Annotated in this window: 16 protein-coding genes; 4 read left to right on the plus strand and 12 right to left on the minus strand. The window is 65.4% G+C overall.

Features of this window, described 5'->3' with window-relative positions:
* Positions 1-20 precede the first annotated feature (20 nt).
* Genes lpxK through ACOJCM_RS02355 form a run of 5 tightly spaced genes read right to left on the minus strand, consistent with a single transcriptional unit; the run spans position 21 to position 6,200 of the window.
* Complete coding sequence (gene lpxK / locus ACOJCM_RS02335) at positions 21-1,031, minus strand: tetraacyldisaccharide 4'-kinase (protein WP_445210457.1); 1,011 nt, start codon at positions 1,029-1,031, stop codon at positions 21-23.
* Entirely contained in the window at positions 1,028-2,785 is a 1,758-nt protein-coding gene (gene msbA, locus ACOJCM_RS02340; protein ID WP_445210458.1) for a lipid A export permease/ATP-binding protein MsbA, read from the minus strand. Before msbA ends, lpxK begins: the two co-directional genes overlap by 4 nt.
* Positions 2,782-3,210 (minus strand): ExbD/TolR family protein, encoded by a 429-nt coding sequence (locus tag ACOJCM_RS02345; RefSeq protein WP_445210459.1) that lies wholly within the window; start codon positions 3,208-3,210, stop codon positions 2,782-2,784. The genes msbA and ACOJCM_RS02345 overlap by 4 nt, the downstream gene beginning before the upstream one ends.
* Entirely contained in the window at positions 3,207-3,875 is a 669-nt protein-coding gene (locus ACOJCM_RS02350; RefSeq protein WP_445210460.1) for a MotA/TolQ/ExbB proton channel family protein, read from the minus strand. The genes ACOJCM_RS02345 and ACOJCM_RS02350 overlap by 4 nt, the downstream gene beginning before the upstream one ends.
* Positions 3,876-3,908: 33 nt before the next feature.
* Positions 3,909-6,200: a DNA internalization-related competence protein ComEC/Rec2 gene (locus ACOJCM_RS02355; RefSeq protein ID WP_445210461.1), complete on the minus strand. Its 2,292-nt coding sequence runs from the start codon at positions 6,198-6,200 to the stop codon at positions 3,909-3,911.
* A gap of 122 nt (positions 6,201-6,322) precedes the next feature.
* On the opposite strand from ACOJCM_RS02355, the gene ACOJCM_RS02360 reads away from it, so the two are divergent.
* Positions 6,323-6,871 carry a DUF2062 domain-containing protein gene (locus tag ACOJCM_RS02360; RefSeq protein WP_445210462.1) on the plus strand — a complete coding sequence of 183 codons (549 nt, stop codon included), beginning with the start codon at positions 6,323-6,325 and terminating at the stop codon, positions 6,869-6,871.
* A 42-nt stretch (positions 6,872-6,913) separates the two neighbouring features.
* On the opposite strand, the gene ACOJCM_RS02365 is transcribed toward ACOJCM_RS02360, so the two are convergent.
* Both ACOJCM_RS02365 and ACOJCM_RS02370 read right to left on the minus strand, forming a co-directional pair.
* Complete coding sequence (locus tag ACOJCM_RS02365) at positions 6,914-7,648, minus strand: ABC transporter ATP-binding protein (protein WP_445210463.1); 735 nt, start codon at positions 7,646-7,648, stop codon at positions 6,914-6,916.
* Positions 7,641-8,882 carry a lipoprotein-releasing ABC transporter permease subunit gene (locus ACOJCM_RS02370; protein ID WP_445210464.1) on the minus strand — a complete coding sequence of 414 codons (1,242 nt, stop codon included), beginning with the start codon at positions 8,880-8,882 and terminating at the stop codon, positions 7,641-7,643. The genes ACOJCM_RS02365 and ACOJCM_RS02370 overlap by 8 nt, the downstream gene beginning before the upstream one ends.
* Before the next feature lie 161 nt (positions 8,883-9,043).
* Between ACOJCM_RS02370 and ACOJCM_RS02375 the strand changes: the two genes are divergently transcribed.
* Positions 9,044-10,105, plus strand: a complete 1,062-nt coding sequence (locus ACOJCM_RS02375) for an agmatine deiminase family protein (protein ID WP_445210465.1) — start codon at positions 9,044-9,046, stop codon at positions 10,103-10,105.
* Positions 10,102-11,004 carry a carbon-nitrogen hydrolase gene (locus tag ACOJCM_RS02380; protein WP_445210466.1) on the plus strand — a complete coding sequence of 301 codons (903 nt, stop codon included), beginning with the start codon at positions 10,102-10,104 and terminating at the stop codon, positions 11,002-11,004. Before ACOJCM_RS02375 ends, ACOJCM_RS02380 begins: the two co-directional genes overlap by 4 nt.
* Before the next feature lie 107 nt (positions 11,005-11,111).
* Here ACOJCM_RS02380 and ACOJCM_RS02385 read toward each other — a convergent pair whose 3' ends face one another.
* From ACOJCM_RS02385 to ACOJCM_RS02400, 4 genes are all read right to left on the minus strand, one after another.
* Positions 11,112-12,071, minus strand: coding sequence for a Nudix family hydrolase (locus ACOJCM_RS02385; protein WP_445210467.1), 960 nt, complete (start codon positions 12,069-12,071; stop codon positions 11,112-11,114).
* Positions 12,072-12,150: 79 nt separating this feature from the next.
* Positions 12,151-13,380 (minus strand): bifunctional glutamate N-acetyltransferase/amino-acid acetyltransferase ArgJ, encoded by a 1,230-nt coding sequence (argJ, locus tag ACOJCM_RS02390; protein ID WP_445210468.1) that lies wholly within the window; start codon positions 13,378-13,380, stop codon positions 12,151-12,153.
* Between the two features lie 99 nt (positions 13,381-13,479).
* Complete coding sequence (gene secA / locus ACOJCM_RS02395; RefSeq protein WP_445210469.1) at positions 13,480-16,221, minus strand: preprotein translocase subunit SecA; 2,742 nt, start codon at positions 16,219-16,221, stop codon at positions 13,480-13,482.
* Between the two features lie 63 nt (positions 16,222-16,284).
* Positions 16,285-16,680: a hypothetical protein gene (locus ACOJCM_RS02400; RefSeq protein WP_445210470.1), complete on the minus strand. Its 396-nt coding sequence runs from the start codon at positions 16,678-16,680 to the stop codon at positions 16,285-16,287.
* A 97-nt stretch (positions 16,681-16,777) separates the two neighbouring features.
* Between ACOJCM_RS02400 and ACOJCM_RS02405 the strand changes: the two genes are divergently transcribed.
* On the plus strand, positions 16,778-17,203 hold the full coding sequence (locus ACOJCM_RS02405; protein ID WP_445210471.1) for a DUF721 domain-containing protein: 426 nt from the start codon (positions 16,778-16,780) through the stop codon (positions 17,201-17,203).
* Positions 17,204-17,223: 20 nt separating this feature from the next.
* Here the strand turns inward: ACOJCM_RS02405 and ACOJCM_RS02410 are convergent, their stop codons facing one another.
* Positions 17,224-17,484, minus strand: a complete 261-nt coding sequence (locus ACOJCM_RS02410; protein ID WP_445210472.1) for a hypothetical protein — start codon at positions 17,482-17,484, stop codon at positions 17,224-17,226.
* Positions 17,485-17,636 lie beyond the last annotated feature (152 nt).

Consider the following 17,636-nt stretch of genomic DNA (forward strand, 5'->3'; position numbering starts at 1 on the left):
TCATGCCCACCATCATCAGGTTATCGCAGCCCTGCCAGGCGTCTGTCCAGCCAGGCCACGAAGTCTGCAGGCGGCGCGGCTTCCACCTCCAGCACCCAGGCATTAACGAGTGCCAGGCCGTCGCACTTTTCGGCATCCTTGGACGTCATCACCAGCGGCAGGTCGTCGCCGAAATCCAGCTCCTCAGCCGAGAAACGATGGTGATCGGGAAAGGCGTGCGGCTGTGCCTCCACGCCCAAGGCCGCCAGGGTCGTGAAGAAGCGCCCAGGATTGCCGATCCCCGCCACGGCATGCACAGGCCCCGGGAAAGGCGGCGGTTCCAGGGGCCACGTCTCGCCATCTTTCAGGTTACGCCAACGCGCCGGTACCAGCTGAAAGGTCCAGGCACCCGCCGGCGGTGCAAAGGCCGGAGCCCCATTGATCAACACCGCATCCACCTCGGCCAGGCGTGACAGGGGTTCACGCAGCGGGCCAGCCGGAAGACAGCGCCGGTTGCCGAAGCCGCGACGGCCATCCACCACGACCAGCTCGAGGTCACGCCCCAGCGCCAGGTGCTGCAGGCCGTCATCACTGAGCAGGATGTCGCAGCCCTGCTCGAGCAGTGCCTGTGCGCCACGCGGGCGATCGGGATCGACCACGACCGGAAGCCCCGTCAGACGCGCCAGCATGCGCGGCTCGTCGCCGCTCTCGGTGCTGGGCGTCTCCGGGGTGACATGCAGCGGGTAGCCCTCGTGCCGCCCTGCCTTGCCTCCATAGCCACGCGACACGATGCCCGGCCGCCAGCCCCGCTTCGCGAGATAGCGGCCCAGCCACGCCACCAGCGGCGACTTGCCCGTGCCGCCCAAGGTCACGTTGCCGACCACAATGACCGGTACCGTCGCCCGCCAGATCTCACGACGCCCCTCACGATAAGCCGCAGCGCGACGCGCCACCGCCCACCGGTAGAGGGCCTCGAGAGGCCTGAACAACGCGAGCCAGGCCGCCCCGTCGTAGGCTGCGTGCAGCCAGCGCTCGCCCAGCCCCAGCTTCATGTCGCCGCGGTTTCCTGGAACTGAAGCCGGTGTAGCGCGGCGTAGGCGCCGTCGCTGGCCAGCAGCTCGGCATGGCTGCCCTGCTCGACGATCCGCCCCTGCTCCATCACCAGTATGCGGTCGGCCCGCTCGATGGTAGAGAGTCGATGCGCGATGACCAGCGTGGTACGGCCTCGGCAGACCACCTCGAGCGCCTGCTGAATATAGCGCTCCGACTCGGTATCCAGCGCAGAGGTCGCTTCATCGAGAATCAGCAGCGGTGCGTCCTTGAAGATCGCCCGGGCGATAGCCAGACGCTGGCGCTGGCCACCGGAGAGCATCACGCCGTTGTCACCAATGAGGGTGTCGTAGCCCTGCGGCAGGCGCTCGATGAATTCATGGGCATAGGCTGCCTTCGCCGCCGTCTCGATGGCAGCGCGGTCCGCTTCCGGCACGCCGTAGGCGATGTTGTCGGCCACGTTGGCGTTGAACAGGGTGACCTGCTGCGACACCAGTGCGATCTGGCGGCGCAGCGGTGCCAGGCGGTACTCGTCGATGGGGACGCCGTCGATCAGCACCTGGCCCGAGGTGGGGCGGTAGAAGCGCGGCAGGAGGCCGGCCAGGGTCGATTTGCCGCTTCCCGAGCGCCCCACGATGGCGATCATCTCGCCAGGCGCAATGGCGACATCGATGTCCTTGAGCACGTCGGGCTGGTCGTCGCCATAGCGGAAGCGGACGTTGCGCAGTTCGATTCGCCCCTCGAGCCGGCCCGGCTCACGGGTTCCCTCGTCGGGTTCGGTCGGTACCTGCATCAAGCCGAACAACTCGCCTGCCGCGGCAATGCCCTTCTGGATCTCGCTGTTGATCTCGGTGAGCTGTCTCACCGGCTTGGCCATCAGCGATGCGGCGGTGATGAAAGCGACGAACTCACCGGGCGTCATGTCGGCCAGCAGCGCCGGTGACATCGCCAGCCAAACCAGCACGGCCAGCGACACGGCGATCAACAGTTGAATGACCGGCGTGCTGATCGCCTTGGTCAAGGCTTCTTTCATCTTCTGCTGGCGGTTGTAATCGCTGGCTTGGGCGAAGCGCGCCTTTTCATAGGCTTCGGCGCCATGGGTACGTACGACGCGATACCCCGTGAGGGCCTCCGAGGCCACATGGGTCACGTCCCCCATGGAGTCCTGTATACGCAGTGAAATGCGGCGAAAGCGCTTGCTGGCATAGCTCACGACGCCCCCGATCAGAGGCGTCACTGCCAGGAACAACAGCGTCAGCATCCAGTTCGTCCACAGCAGGTAGCCCAGCAGGCCGAGCACGAACAACCCTTCTCGCAACAGAATGGTGATGGCGTTGGTCGCGGCCCCGGTGACCTGCTCCACATGGTAGGTCACCCGCGACACCAGGTGCCCGCTGGAATGGGAGTCGAAGAAACGCCCCGGCAAGTGCAGCATGTGGTTGAAAACGTTGCAGCGCAGCGCATGCACCACGTTGCGCGCCACGTTGCTCATGAAATAGGTGCCGAGGAAAGTCCCCAGCCCCCTGGCGGCAAACATGAACACCACGAACAGCGGCAGGAACAGGCGAAAGGCCGCATCCGGATCCTGTATGCCATCGATCAGCCGCTTCATCATTTCCGCCAGGGCGGTGCTCGATGCGGCATACAGCGCATAGCCGACGATAGCCAGGGCGAAGGAGATCCAGTGAGGCTTGACATACCCCAGCAGCTGCTTGTAGAGGGCCCAGCCCGAATATTGGGTCCGGTCTTGAGTCACGGTGTCTCCGCTTGCATGGAAGTTACCTGAGTTTCTCGTGTCGCGATGCGTACCTGGCGAATACCGAGTGCGCCTGCCTGGTCCAGTGCCCGCACCACGTCGGCGTGTACCGCTCGTGCATCGGCTTCGAGCACAAGGCCGTGCTGCCTGGCCTGGTCGGCTTCGGCAGCGAGTGCCTGCTTCATTTCGGCGGCGCCTAGCTCGCGCTCGCCCAGGCGGTAGTGCCCTTGCGCAGTTACGACCAGAGTCACGGGCGATCTTTCCAGTTCGACCCCGGCGACACTCTCGGGAAGCGTGAGCTCCAGCGCCTGTCGCGTCTCGAATGTCGTCGATACCATGAAGAAGATCAGCAGCAGAAAGACCACGTCGATCAGCGGCGTGAGGTTGACCTCTACCGGATCGCGACGCCGACGTGCGAACTTCACGGGCTGCGTGCCCCCGAGACGTGGCGCTTGGTATCATGCTGCTCGCTGAACCCCACCTCGCCGCGGTAATGGGCAAGGAACTCCACCACCTGGCCGGCCTGCTCCTCCATGCGCACGGTAATGTCCTCGACGCGCCGCAGGAAGTAGCGATGGAACATGAGGGCCGGTATCGCCACGGTGAGTCCCGCCGCGGTGGTGACCAGGGCACGCGAGATGCCGCCGGCCAGGTCGGCAGTGCGGCTGGCACCGTCCGCGGAGACGATGACCGCGAACACCTCGATCATGCCCACCACGGTACCCAGCAGCCCGATCAACGGAGTGATGGCGGCGATGGTGCCCAGCGGGCTCAGGAAGCGCTCCATGTCATGTATGACGGCGGTGGCGGCCTCCTGCAGCCGCGCCCTGACCTGCTCGTGCCCCAGCCTGGCGTTGCGCAATCCAGCGGCCAGTACACCGCCCAGCGGCGAGTGTCCCTCCAGCCAGTAAAGGTTGATCTGGCCACGTGCCACCAGCGAGCACACCTCCTGCCCCAGGCCGAAGGGAGCGATGCGCTTGGCGCGCAGGGTCCAGAGGCGTTCGATGATGATCACCGTCGCCAGCAGTGAACACCCCAGCAGCGGAATCATCAGCCAGCCACCGGCGATGAGCGCGTCCATCATGTCCATCGGCTTCCCCTCTTCTCGCAACGGCCGCTGCGATCAATGGCGCGATTCTACCGCATGGCAGCGCCCTTCGACACCGCCACGGCGCCAGGGCAAGCGGCGGGCGGAGCGATATGAAACACCTTCCTCACCACCAAGCCAAAAAGTCACGGCGCCGTCCAGCGCCGTACTCCATTGGCAGCTCCCGATACGCCGAAAGCGTCGCACCACGTCGTCATGGGGATGCCCGAAGGCGTTGTGACGCCCTGCACTGTATACGACATGCAACGGTGCCAGCGTCTGCACCAGCTGGGGGCCGGAACTGGTATGGCTGCCGTGATGGCCGGCTATCAGGAGCGTCAGCGGCAGCTCGGCATCGCGCAGGAACCGGCGCTCGACTTCGCGGCCGACATCTCCCGTGATGAGCAATCTATCCTCACCAGCGGTTACCTCCAGCACGCAGGAACGGTCGTTGCTGGAAAGATCTCGCGTTGCCTCGGGCGGCCATAAAACGCGGTAGGAGACGCCATCGCGCTGCCAGGCCTGCCCACGCCGACAAGGCTCGAAGGGTACGCCGATCGAGACCCCGCGCGGGGCCAGAAATCTGCCCACCGTATGCTGCCCGGCAAGCACCTCGACGCCGCCGGCATGATCCATATCGTCGTGACTGACCATGACCTCATCGAAATGCTGGCCTATCGGCCAAAGCGAACTTAACGGAGCAAAGCCCGAGGCAAAACGCGGGCCGCTATCGTAGAGCAGACGGTAGCGGGTGCTACGAAGCTCGATGAGTTGGCCCTGACCGACATCCTGCACCCTGACCTGCAGCATCCCTTGCTGGGGTAGACCAGGCGCGAGCCCCAGCATGGCTGGCAGCAGCAGCAGGGTCGCTCCCACCCGCAGCACCCTCGTCAGGCCGGGAAGCGCCCAAAGCAATGCCATCAGGGCCAGCATCAGCGCCAAGGGCAGGACGCTCTCGGCAGAGGGCCACCAAAGGGGCAGGTACGCCACGGCAAGCTCGAGTAGACTCACCAGCAGCCAAGTGATGCGCTCGAACAGCCACCAGGACAGATCGCCGATCAAGGCCAACGGAGCAAGCAGCCATCCCAACAGGCCAAGCGGCACCAGCAGGCTGCTCACCAGCGGCACCGCCACCAGATTGACCAGCGGCGCTGCCGGCGCCAGCCGTGCGAATGCCAGAAGCACTGCTGCGGCCATCAGCGGTGCCAGCAGCGCCTGGGTACGCAGCACCGCCCAGCCCCAGCCGATCGCTCCCCGCGGCCGGGGTCGGCCCTGCCAGATCAGGACCAGCAACGCCACGGCGACGAACGACAACCATAGCCCAGGCCGCCAGACCGAAAGGGGATCGACGAGCACGACCAGACCCAACGCCAGCCACCAGGCCTGCCATGGACCGGGCGCATGCCGCCCGCTGGCCACCCATAGCCCAACCAGGGTCATGATCATGGCGCGCATGGCTGGCGGCTGAAGCCCTGCCAGCCAGGCATAACCGACGGCAGCCGCCGCCGCCAACCACCACGGCCATACCGCCAAACGCCACCGGCGAGGCGTGAGCAGCCAAGCCAGGCCACGAGCCAGCATCAGCGTGAAGGCCGCTGCCAGCCCCACATGAAGCCCCGAAATCACGACCAGATGGGTGGTGCCTGACGCGTTGAGCAGGTCCCAGTCGGCGCGCTCGAGCCGTTCGCCTGCGCCGAGGGTGAGCGCAGCCAACCAGCGGCGGGCCAGCGGCGAAAGCTCCTGTCCATCGAGGTGGTCGAGCGCTCGCGCACGCAGCGACGGCGGCGCCGCTGCCAACCGCTCGGCGACAGGCTCGCTGCGCACATAGCCGGTCGCCTGGATCCCTTCGCGCCACAACCAGGCCCCATAGTCGAAGGTACCGGGATTGGCGAAACCCGCGGGGGGCCGCAGCCGCACGGTCATGGCCCAGCGCTCGCCGGGGGCGATGGCCGGCGCCTCGAAGAAGCTCAGCCGCACCCGGCGCAGGGCATTGCACGACAGTCGGTCGGGATCCCGCGGAGCGCAGCTGTCCACGCGCACCGTCAGTCGACTGAGGCGACCCTCATCCTCGACGGATTCGATGCGTCCCTCCAGCGCGAGATCGGCTCCCAGCAAACCGCTGGGCAGCACGGCTCCCTGGGCCAGCAGCACCTGGATCGCCGTCACGGCAACCAGCGCACCCAGTCCGATACCGCGCCACTGCCCATACCCGAGCAGGAGCAAGAGGCCCAGCGCCCATCCCTCGAACAGCCCGGCCGGTGCCCAACGCCCCAGCACCACACCGAGTAGCGCCGCCAGCGCCAGCGGCATCGCCACACCCACTCGCATTCCCTTGGTCCCTTCCTCCGGCCGTGGCCCGCCTCGGTTATCAAGCCGTTTTCAGCGCATCATGGCGGGTCGCTACCCAACCATGGATAATACCCGGGTCCCGAAGCAGCGAGCCATTCGTCATGCCGCGCCGATTCCTGCAGCGCTACATGCCCAATCCCGAAACGCTCAGACGCCAGCCCTCGCTGCGCTTCTTGGGCCGCATGATCGGCGATCCCGGGCTATGGGTGCTCACCCGGCGTACCGTGGCCAATGCATTCTCCGTGGGCCTGTTCAGCGCCATGCTGCCGATTCCCTTCCAGATGGTGGTCGCAGCGCTTGGCGCCTGGGTACTGCGCTGCAATCTACCGCTCTCGGTGGGACTGGTGTGGATCACCAATCCGTTGACCATGCCGCTGGTTTTCTACGGTAACTACTGGATCGGCACCTGGTTGATGGACACGCCGGCACGGGAGGCGCCCACCCGCGTTTCGACCCGCTGGATCGCCGAGCGCATGGCCGACATCCTGCCGGCCCTGGCGTTGGGTTCGATGGTGACGGCGGTGGTGCTGGCCGTGCTGGGAAACCTGATGGTGCGTCTGATCTGGCGCTGGCACATCTCGCGCAACTGGAAGCGGCGAGCCCTGAAGCGCCGCCTGCGAAGAGCGGAAAGGGACGATTTGCACCTCTGACGTCGGTGATCGGAGGTGTCCCGCCAACCTGCCGACCAACCATCACGGCTGCTCGCTGAGCCGCCCCCCGTCCAGCTTCAAGACCCGATCCTGATGAGCGGCAAGCGAGAGGTCATGGGTCACCACGACGAAGGCACAATCGGTGGTGCGGGCCAGTTCGTCCATCAGCGCCAGGATGCTGGCGGCGGTACTCTGATCCAGGTTGCCCGTCGGCTCATCCATCAGCACCAGGCTGGGGTCGGTGACCAGCGCCCGGGCGATAGCCACGCGCTGTCGCTCCCCCCCCGACAGCTCACCCGGCTTGTGGTCCGCCCGATGCGCGATACCCACCTTCTCCAGCAGCTCCCGGGCCCGCGCCTCGGCGGCCTTCTTGCGCTGGCCACGTATGATCAGCGGCAGCGCGGCATTCTCCAGCGCCGTGAACTCGGCCAGTAGATGGTGGAACTGGTAGACGAAGCCGATGTGGCGGTTGCGAAAGCGTCCCAAGGCAGCCTCGCCCAGGTCGAGCAGCGACTCCCCGGCGATACTCACTTCACCGCGCGTGGGGCGATCCAACCCTCCCAGCAGATTCAGCAGCGTGGTCTTGCCCGAACCCGAGCTGCCCACCACGGCAATGCGCTCCCCCGCTCGAACCTCGAGTGACAAGCCATCGAGGACCGTGACGTCCTGAGGGCCTTCGCGATAAATGCGGGTCAGGTCGCGGCACGCCAGCATCACTTTGCCGCTGGCAGTTCGCTGCACGGGGCTTGCCTGGTTGTCGAGAGCCGAATCACTCATAGCGCAGCACCTCCGCGGGCTGCACGCGCGAGGCGCGCCAGGCCGGATAGAGCGTGGACAGGAAGGTCAGGCCGAAGGCGGCGGCAACGATATCGCGCACATCATCCCAATGCAGGCGTGACGGCAAATCGCTGATGAAATAAACCCCGGCGTCAAGGAACTGGATGCCGAGCGCCGACTCGACCCAGCCGATCAGGTCCGAGACGGTCAACGCCAGCAGGACGCCGAGCCCCACGCCGATGGCGATGCCGATCACCCCGATCGCCAGGCCCTGGACCACGAAGATTCCCATGATCGAACGCGGCGTCGCACCGATGGTGCGCAGAATAGCGATGTCGGCGTGCTTGTCGGTCACGACCATCACCAGGGTCGAAACGATGTTGAAGGCGGCCACGGCAATGATCACCGTGAGCAGAAGCGCGATCATGCGCTTTTCCATCTGGATCGCCTGGAACAGGTTGCCATGCGAAAAGGTCCAGTCGATACCGCGGTAGGCGGAACCGAGTTCGTTGACGATCGCACGCGTCTCGGCACCGGCGACGAACAAGTCGTCAAGCTCGAGGCGCAGTCCGCCAACGGCGTCGCCCAGGCGCGCCAGGGTCTGCATGTCCTCTATGTTGGCATAGGCCAGGTTGGCGTCGAGATCGGCGCCGACGCTGAATATACCGCTCACAGTGAAGCGCTTGAGCCGAGGAAAGACGCCGGCCGGGGTAATCGAGGCCTCGGGCACCAGCAGTGTGACACGGTCGCCGACGCCGACCCCCAGGTGGCGGGCCAGCAGGGAGCCCAGCACGACGTTCCACTCGCCTGGCTGGAGATCGTCGAGGCTGCCCTGGCGCATGTGCTCGTCAATGATCGACACACGATCCTCCCATTCGGGATGTATGCCGTTGACCATGGCGCCCTCGTTGCGTCCGGAGACCGAAAACATGCCCTGCTGCTCGACGTAGGGGGCGGCGCCGATCACTCGCTCACGCTGCATCAGTCGTTCGGCCAAGGCCTCCCATTCGACCAGGCCGCTGCGCGACTCGATCTTGGTATGCGGCACCATCCCGAGAATGCGCGTGCGCAATTCGTGATCGAAGCCATTCATTACCGAGAGCACCAGGATCAGTACCGCCACGCCCAGCATCAGGCCCAGCATGGAGGTCAGGGATATGAAGGAGATAAAGTGGTTGCGGCGCTTGGCGCGCACATAGCGCAACCCGATCAGCAGTGGCAGACGGTCGAGCATCATCGCGTTCCTTGTCAGAGGTGGCCATGGTACGTTTTTTTGCGCTGCGCTGCATCGGGTGCGTGTGGGTTGCCTGAGGCTTGCAACATTGGCGGTACGACCCTACATTGCGCGACTCGGTGCCCACACCGCCCATGACGCGACTCACGAGGCTTACGACCATGGCCAACCGCCTGCTTCCCGAATGGCATCCGCAGGATGCCGTCCAGCTCACCTGGCCCAGCCCGACCAGCGACTGGGCATCGCTGCTCGAACGCATCGAGGCCACCATGGAAGCACTGGCGGTGGCCATCGCGCGCTACCAGAGCGTGCTGATCGCCGTTCCCGATGTCGCCACCCAAGCCCACCTCGAACAGCGATTCAGCAATCTCGGGGTCGACGCCTCGCGCCTGCAGCTGGCAGTGGTCGAGGCCGACGATACCTGGGCGCGCGACCACGGGCCCATCGCCATCGAACGCGACGGCAGGCCCGTCCTTCTCGACTACGTGTTCACCGGTTGGGGCGGCAAGTTCGAGGCCGGACGCGACAACCGGCTGACCCGTCGCCTGGCCGAGGCCGGGGTCTACGCCTGCCCGGTAGAAAGCCACGACATCATTCTCGAGGGCGGCGCCATCGACACCGATGGCGAAGGCACCCTGCTCACCACCGAGGCCTGCCTGCTCAACCCCAACCGCAACCCGCACCTCGACCGCGACACGATGGAGGCCATGCTCAAGGCGGACTTCGGCATCGAACGGGTGCTGTGGCTGGCCAACGGTCACCTCGAGGGTGACGACACCGATAGCCACGTGGATACCCTGGCGCGCTTCTGCGATCCCGCCACCATCGCCTATGTTCGCTGCGACGACGAAACCGATCCGCACTACCCGGCCCTGGCCGCCATGGAAGCCGAGCTAAGGGCGTTTCGCCGCGCCAATGGCGAGCCCTATCGCCTGGTGCCGCTACCCTGGCCGCGCCCCTGCTTCGACCCGGAGGACGGCCACCGGCTGCCGGCCACCTACGCCAACTTTCTTATCGTGAACTCTGCGGTACTTGTACCTGTCTATGGCGATGCCGCCGACAGCCGGGCACTTGCCACCCTGGCCAAGGCGTTTCCGGGCCGCGACATCGTGCCGATCGATTGCCTGAGCGTGATCCGCCAGCACGGCAGCCTGCACTGCCTCACCATGCAGCTCCCACGGGGCAGCGTGAGCGCCGCTACACAGCAAGGAGAAACATCATGACCCGCACCCTCAAGGTCGGCCTGGTCCAGCAATCTGCCTGGCCGGACAAGGAGCGCAGCCTGGCGGAGAGCGAAGCCGGCATTCGCGAGCTGGCGGCCGCCGGTGCCCAGCTGGTGCTGCTCCAGGAGCTGCATGCCACGCACTATTTCTGTCAGTACGAGGCTACCGAGCTGTTCGACCTGGCCGAGCCGCTGGACGGCCCCACCGGGCAGCGGCTTGCCGCCCTGGCGGCCGAACTCGGCATCGTGCTGGTCGGCTCGCTGTTCGAGCGCCGTACCCCCGGGCTCTATCACAACACTGCCGTGGTCTACGACTGTGACCGCGGCCAGGTGGGCGTCTACCGCAAGATGCACATCCCGGACGATCCTGGATTCTACGAGAAGTTCTACTTCGCTCCCGGCGACCAGGACGACAGCCGCAAGCAGGGCTTCCAGCCCATTGACACCTCGGTGGGTCGACTGGGGCTGCTGGTGTGCTGGGACCAGTGGTATCCGGAAGCGGCACGATTGATGGCGCTGGCCGGCGCCGAAGTCTTGCTCTATCCCACCGCTATCGGCTGGAGCCCGTCCGACGATGACGCCGAGAAAGCGCGTCAGAAGGATGCTTGGACCCTGATCCAACGCAGCCATGCCGTGGCCAACGGGGTGCCGGTGATCGTGGCCAATCGCGTCGGCCACGAGCCGGACCACTCCGGCGTCGGCGATGGTATCGACTTCTGGGGTGGCAGCTTCGTCGCCGGCCCCCAGGGCGAGCTGTTGGCTCACGGCGGTACCGAAGCCGAGCGCCTGCTGGTCACGCTGGACATGCGACGCGGTGAGGACGTGCGGCGCATCTGGCCCTACCTGCGCGACCGCCGCATCGACGCCTATGGCGACCTGACCCGGCGTTATCGGGATTGATGTATCCAGGCATCAGGCCTAAAAGGGCTTATCGCTTGGTCGGACGGTAATGAAAAACCCACCGCAGCAGCTTGGCATACGGTGGGTTTATAGCGTTACGATCAAGCTCAGGCGCCAGGAGCTTTCCAGAAATCTCGAATCGAGGCGATACCCTGGGCACCAACGGCGCGGGCATGATTGGCATCGAAGCGGGTCATGCCGCCCAGGGCGAAGACCGGCATGGCGGCGCGCTCCACCAGTTGCTGGAAGTCGTGCCAGCCCATCGGCGCCACCTCAGGGTGCGACGGCGTGGTGCGCAGCGGCGATAGCGTGACGAAATCGCAGCCGATCCGGGCAGCTTGGTTCAGCTGCTTGCGATCATGCGTCGACGCCGACAACCACTTGTCCTCGGCGATGGGACGACGCTCAAGACGCATGAGCCGCTCGCTGGTGAGGTGAATGCCGTGGGCATCGACCCGTTCCATCAGCTCGGGCTCGGCGTTCAGAAGCAAACGGGCGCCATATTGGCAACATAACGCCAGGGCCCGTTCCGCACGCGCCAGGTAGGCCGCCTCGTCGAGGGTCTTGGCACGCAGCTGCACGAGGCGGACGCCATCCTCGACCAAGGCCCGCTCCAGGCAGGCGTCGAAGACGCCCTCATCAGACTCCTCGGCGGTGATCAGAAACTCGGTTGGCAGCATCACGGCCTGCAGGATCGGCAGGTTGGCCGCCGGGAACGGATAGTTGACCAGCTCATCGAGCGGCACCCAGCGTACCGCCTGCCCTTCTCGTCCGAACGGCTCACCGCTGAACTCGTGCACTTGCCAAACGTCAAGCAGGATATGCTTGTCCGGGTACTCATGGTGGATGCGAATCAGCGGCTGGGCCCGCTTGATCTCCACGCCCAACTCCTCGTGGAGCTCACGCTTGAGGCCTTCAAGCCCGGTCTCGTAGGGCGCCAGCTTGCCGCCGGGAAATTCCCAAAGACCACCATGATCGACATTGGAGGGACGGCGAGCGATGAGCGCCTTCTTGCCATCGGCGCTGATGATGGCAGCAGCCGCCACGTGCACCCTTCTCTTCACCATTACGTTCATTGGCTCCTACCCGCTTGGCCCGCACCGACCGATCGGCGCGGGAGTATGGTTCTGCCGTCGCGGCACGCGCCTAGCTGCGATAGTCGGCGTTGATGCTGACGTAGTCGTGGGACAGGTCGGAGGTCCAGACCGTGGCGCCCTCCCCACCCCGCCCCAGGGCAATATGGATGGTAATTTCCGCCTCGCGCATCACCCGGCTGCCGTCCTCCTCGGTATAGCTCGAGGCGCGGCCGCCATGCTCCACCAGGCGGACGTCTCCAAGGTCGATGGTCACGCGATTGACGTCGAAATCGCTTACCGGGGCACGGCCCACCGCCGCCAAGATACGCCCCCAGTTGGCGTCGGAAGCGAACAGCGCCGTCTTGACCAGCGGCGAGTGAGCCACGGTAAAGGCCACCTCCAGCGCCTCCTGGCGGCTCGCCGCCTCCGCCACCTGCAGCGTGACGAACTTGGTGGCGCCCTCGCCGTCGCGCACGATGGCCTGGGCCAGCTCGGTCATGACCCGCTGCAAGCCGTTGCGGAACACGGCGACCTGCTCGTCGCTGGCGACCGTGGCACCACGCCCGGTGGCAATCAGCACGCAGGCGTCGTTGGTCGAGGTATCGCCATCCACGGTAATGCAGTTGAACGAGCGTTCCACCGTTTCGCGCAGCAGCGAATCGAGCAACGGCTGTTCAATGGCGGCATCGGTAGCGACGAAGGCCAGCATGGTGGCCATGTTGGGCTTGATCATGCCCGACCCCTTGCTGATGCCGTTGATGGTCACCGTGTCATCGCCCAGCGCCAGGGTCACGCTGGCCCCCTTGGGCCGTGTATCGGTGGTCAGGATCCCCTCGCCGGCTTGTCGCCAGGCCTCGCTGCCAGAGCCCAGCGACTCCAGCGCCGCCGGCAGCCCGCCGAGCAAACGCTGCATGGGCAGCGGCTCGCCAATGACACCGGTGGAGAATGGCAGCACGGCGTTCTCCGCCACGCCACCGAGCCTGGCGAGCTCGGCACAAGTGGCACGGGCATCACGCAGGCCGACCTCGCCGGTGCCGGCATTGGCGTTGCCGGTGTTGATCACCAGCAGGCGCGCACCCTCACTGCGCGAATGGCACTCTGCCAGGTTTTCTCTGGCCACCGTGACCGGTGCAGCACAGAAGGCATTGCGGGTGAAGCTGCCCGACACCCGAGCTCCCTCGGCGATCTCGATCACCACGAGATCGCGCCGCCCCGGCTTCTTGATGCCGGCCATGGCGGTACCCAGGCGCAGCCCCTCGATGGCCGGCATGGCCGGAAAGTCTGTCTCACCCACTGCCATGGAAAGCTACTCCTCAATTAATCGGTACAACCCAATCGTCGAGCGAGATGAAGCGCAAGGCGCACGGAGCGAAGCCATACGCTCGCGCCAGTGGTCATATCAGCTCAGCTGGCCGCAGCACTGCTTGTACTTCTTCCCCGAGCCACACGGGCAAGGATCGTTGCGTCCTACCTTGGGCCCTTCGCGGCGCACGGGCCGGCTATCGGCAGCCAAAGCCGCTGCGGGAGCACTCTGGGCCTCGCCCTCGGCAAGCTCCAGCGCATCGTGACGACTCGCCGCGGCGGCTTTCTCGCGCTCCAGCGCCTCGCGACGCTGCCGCTCGAGCTCGTCGACCTCTTCCGGCCTGCGCACCTTCACATGGCTGGTGACGCGCGTTATGTCGGCCTTGATGTTGGTCAGCAGGGCCTGGAACAGTTCGAAGGCCTCGCGCTTGTACTCCTGCTTGGGGTTTTTCTGAGCATAGCCGCGCAGGTGGATGCCACGACGCAAATGGTCCATCGACTGCAAGTGCTCCTTCCAGCGCGTATCGAGCACTTGCAGCATGATCTGCTTCTCGAAGCGACGCATCAGCTCGACGCCTGCGGTATCGATCTTTTCCTGGTAGATACGGCGATGCATCTCGTGCAGGCGTTCACGCAGCTGCTCCTCGTGGAAACGCTCGTCCTGCTCGGACCATTCCACCACCGGAGCATCAAGATTGAACTCGGTTTTAAGATGCTCTTGCAGGCCGGCCAGATCCCATTGCTCCGGCAGGCTCTGCGGTGGCACGAAATCGCTGACGGCAAGGTCGAGCACCTCGTCGCGAATGCCCGACACGTTCTCGGATACGTCCTCGGCGGCCAGGATCTCGTTGCGCTGTTCGTAGATCACGCGGCGCTGGTCGTTGGCCACGTCATCGTATTCCAGTAGTTGCTTGCGAATGTCGAAGTTGCGACTCTCGACCTTCTTCTGCGCCCGCTCCACGGCGTTGGTGACCATCTTGTGTTCGATGGCCTCGCCACGTTCCAGCCCCAGCGCCTTCATCATGCGCTGTACGCGATCGGAGCCGAACAGGCGCATCAGGCTGTCTTCCATCGAGAGGAAGAAGCGCGTCGAACCCGGGTCGCCCTGACGGCCGGCACGCCCACGCAGCTGATTGTCGATACGCCGCGACTCGTGGCGCTCCGAGCCGATCACGTGCAGGCCCCCTGCCTCCAGCACCGACTCATGGCGCGCGCGCCACTCCTCGCGCAACCTGTCGATCTGCTCTTCGGTGGGGTTCTCGAGCTTGGCCGCCTCGGCTTCCCAATTGCCGCCCAGCACGATATCGGTGCCGCGGCCGGCCATGTTGGTGGCGATGGTGATGGCACCGGGGCGCCCGGCCTGGGCAATGATCTCGGCTTCGCTCTGGTGCTGCTTGGCGTTGAGCACGTTGAAGCTGAGCCCCGCCTGCTTCATCAGCCCCGCCAGGTACTCGGAGGTTTCGATGGAGGCGGTACCCACCAGGACCGGCCGGCCAGCCTCGGTTTCGGTCTTGACGTCGTCGATGATCGCCTCGAACTTCTCTTCCGCCGTCAGGTAGACCAGGTCGTTGAGATCGCGACGGACCAGGGGCCGGTTGGTGGGGATGACGATCACGTCCAGGCCGTAGATCTGGCGGAATTCGAAGGCTTCGGTATCGGCGGTCCCGGTCATGCCGGCCAGCTTGTCGTAGAGGCGGAAGTAGTTCTGGAAGGTCGTGGAAGCGAGCGTCTGGCTCTCGCGCTGTACCGGCACCCCCTCCTTGGCCTCTACCGCCTGATGCAACCCCTCGGACCAGCGGCGCCCCGGCATGGTACGGCCGGTGTGCTCGTCGACGATCACCACCTGGTTGTTGGCCACGATGTAATCGACGTCGCGGTGGTAAAGGTGGCGCGCGCGCAGGGCGGAGTGCATATGGTGCAGCAAGTTGAGGTTCTGCGCGGCGTAAAGCGAGTCGTCCTCGCCAAGCAGCCCCTCGGCACGCATCAGCTCTTCAACCTTGCTGTGGCCGGCCTCGGTAATCTCGACCTGCTTGTGCTTCTCCTCGAGCACGAAATCCCCGCTGACGGGAGCGTCGGCATCCTCGGAGACCTCGCCCTTCTCCAACTGGGCCGCCAGGCGATCGACCACATTGTAGAGCTCGGTGTTTTCATCCACGGCGCCGGAGATGATCAGGGGCGTACGCGCCTCGTCGATCAGGATCGAGTCCACTTCGTCGACGATGGCGAAGTTCAACCCCCGCTGAACCTTGTCCTCCAGCGAAAACGCCATGTTGTCGCGCAGATAATCGAAGCCGTACTCGTTGTTGGTGCCGTAGGTGATGTCGCAGGCGTAGGCGGCGCGCTTCTCCTCGGAGGTCTGCCCCGAGTAGATGACGCCCACGGTGAGACCGAGATATTCGTACAACGGGCGCATCCACTCGGCGTCGCGGCGCGCCAGGTAATCGTTCACCGTCACGACATGCACGCCCTTGCCCGGGAGAGCGTTGAGATAGACCGCCAGCGTGGCCACGAGCGTCTTGCCCTCGCCGGTCTTCATCTCGGCGATGCGTCCGCGATGCAGCGTCATGCCGCCGATCATCTGTACGTCGAAATGACGCATGCCCATCACGCGCTTGCCGGCCTCGCGCACTGTGGCAAAGGCTTCGGGCAACAAGGTATCGAGACTCTCGCCCTTGGCAAGACGCTCACGGAACTCTTCGGTTCGCGCCTGGAGCGCGGCATCGTCGAGCGCTTCGAACTGTGGCTCCAACGCGTTGATCTGCAGCACCTGGCGCTGCATGCGCTTGACTTCGCGGTCGTTCTTGGAGCCGACGACCTTGCGTAACAATGAATTGATCATGGATCGTCCATATCTGCGTGTCGCGTTCAGCCGGCGCTATGCAGGACTGGCGGGAACCAGCCGTCACCGGCAGCTTGTGGTGGCAACGGAGAAACGTTTAACGCGAGGCGGACCACGGCGGGTCAGGACGTCATGGGCGGCTGCCCAACGAGGCGACGGCTGTGTCGCGCGCGGCGGAGCGACGCGATGCACCCGGGCCAGAGGGCGGCGACGCGGCCAGGAGGGCAAGGCACGCCGGCGAGCCACGAAGCGGCAGCGGGCGCGCATCAGCGTCGGGGCGAGGATGCAGGTGTGCACTACCCGCTCGGCCAGGCGCAACGTTTCGGCCTGGCTCAGGCCTGCCGGTAGCAGGCAGCTGACCAGCAGCCCCGCCAGCCACCAGCGTGAACGCTGTCGGCAGCGCGTCGTCGCAGCCGACGGGCTGGCGACGCTATGTTCCTGGGGCTGGGCGGCGGGCATGCTGTCGCTGTTCTCCGAGCGTGCTAGGCTTGGCGTGTTGGTTCGGATGAGAAACAAGCCCATGAGTATAAAGGTTAAGCGCTCACGAGCCCAGCCCATGTCTCGTCTCTTGGGAGGCAACGGCGAGCTGGCACCGCTGATGCGTACGGCGAGACTGATCGCCCAGGCGCAACAGCACCTGCGCGAGCACTTGCCGGAAGAAGTACGTGAGCACGTGTACGTGGGTGGCTACCGCGACGGCAAGCTGACGCTGCTCACGGACCGAGCCGTCTGGCTGACCTGGCTGCGTTACGAGCAGCCGCGCCTGCTCGAGCTCCTGCATCAGTTGCCGGCGTTCGGCGCAGTCACCGGGTTCAGCCTGAAAGTACGGCCCGTGAAGCCGCTCAAGGTACCGCCGAGGCAGGTTCGCACACTCACCTCACCTGCCGCCGACGAGATATCGGCCTGTGCCGCCGATGTCGACGACCCGCGGCTCAAGAGCGCGCTGGAGCGGCTCGCCTCGCATGCGGAGCGAGACGACTAGCCCCTCATGGGGCGGCTCCCTTATTCCAAGCGATAGGTAATGCCGTCTACCTCCACTTCGCGGATGTCGTCATAGGCGACGGTGACACCGTTGAGGTCGCCAGGCTCCCCTTCGTGTTCCAGCAGGGTCGTTTCGGGTACGACTTTCACGCCTGTGGCTCCCACATGCTGAATGCGGGCCGAGAAGCGCTTGCCCTCGCTCTCGACCACCACGCGCTCGCCGAACATGCAACGCCCCACCTGGGCCAGCAGTGCTGTTTTGTCCACCTGTCTAACGGTCATTGCCTCCTCCCTGTTCCACCCTGACGGGTCGGTTTCCGCCGGGATAGCATTTGGCTCCATCTGCCCCTCACTGTAGGAGACACTTTCGTTTCCGGCACCCTGCCACAGCTGGAGGGAAGCCAGCGCCGTACGTATGCTAGGAACCGGAAGCA

This window comes from Billgrantia hypersalina, assembly GCF_052584175.1.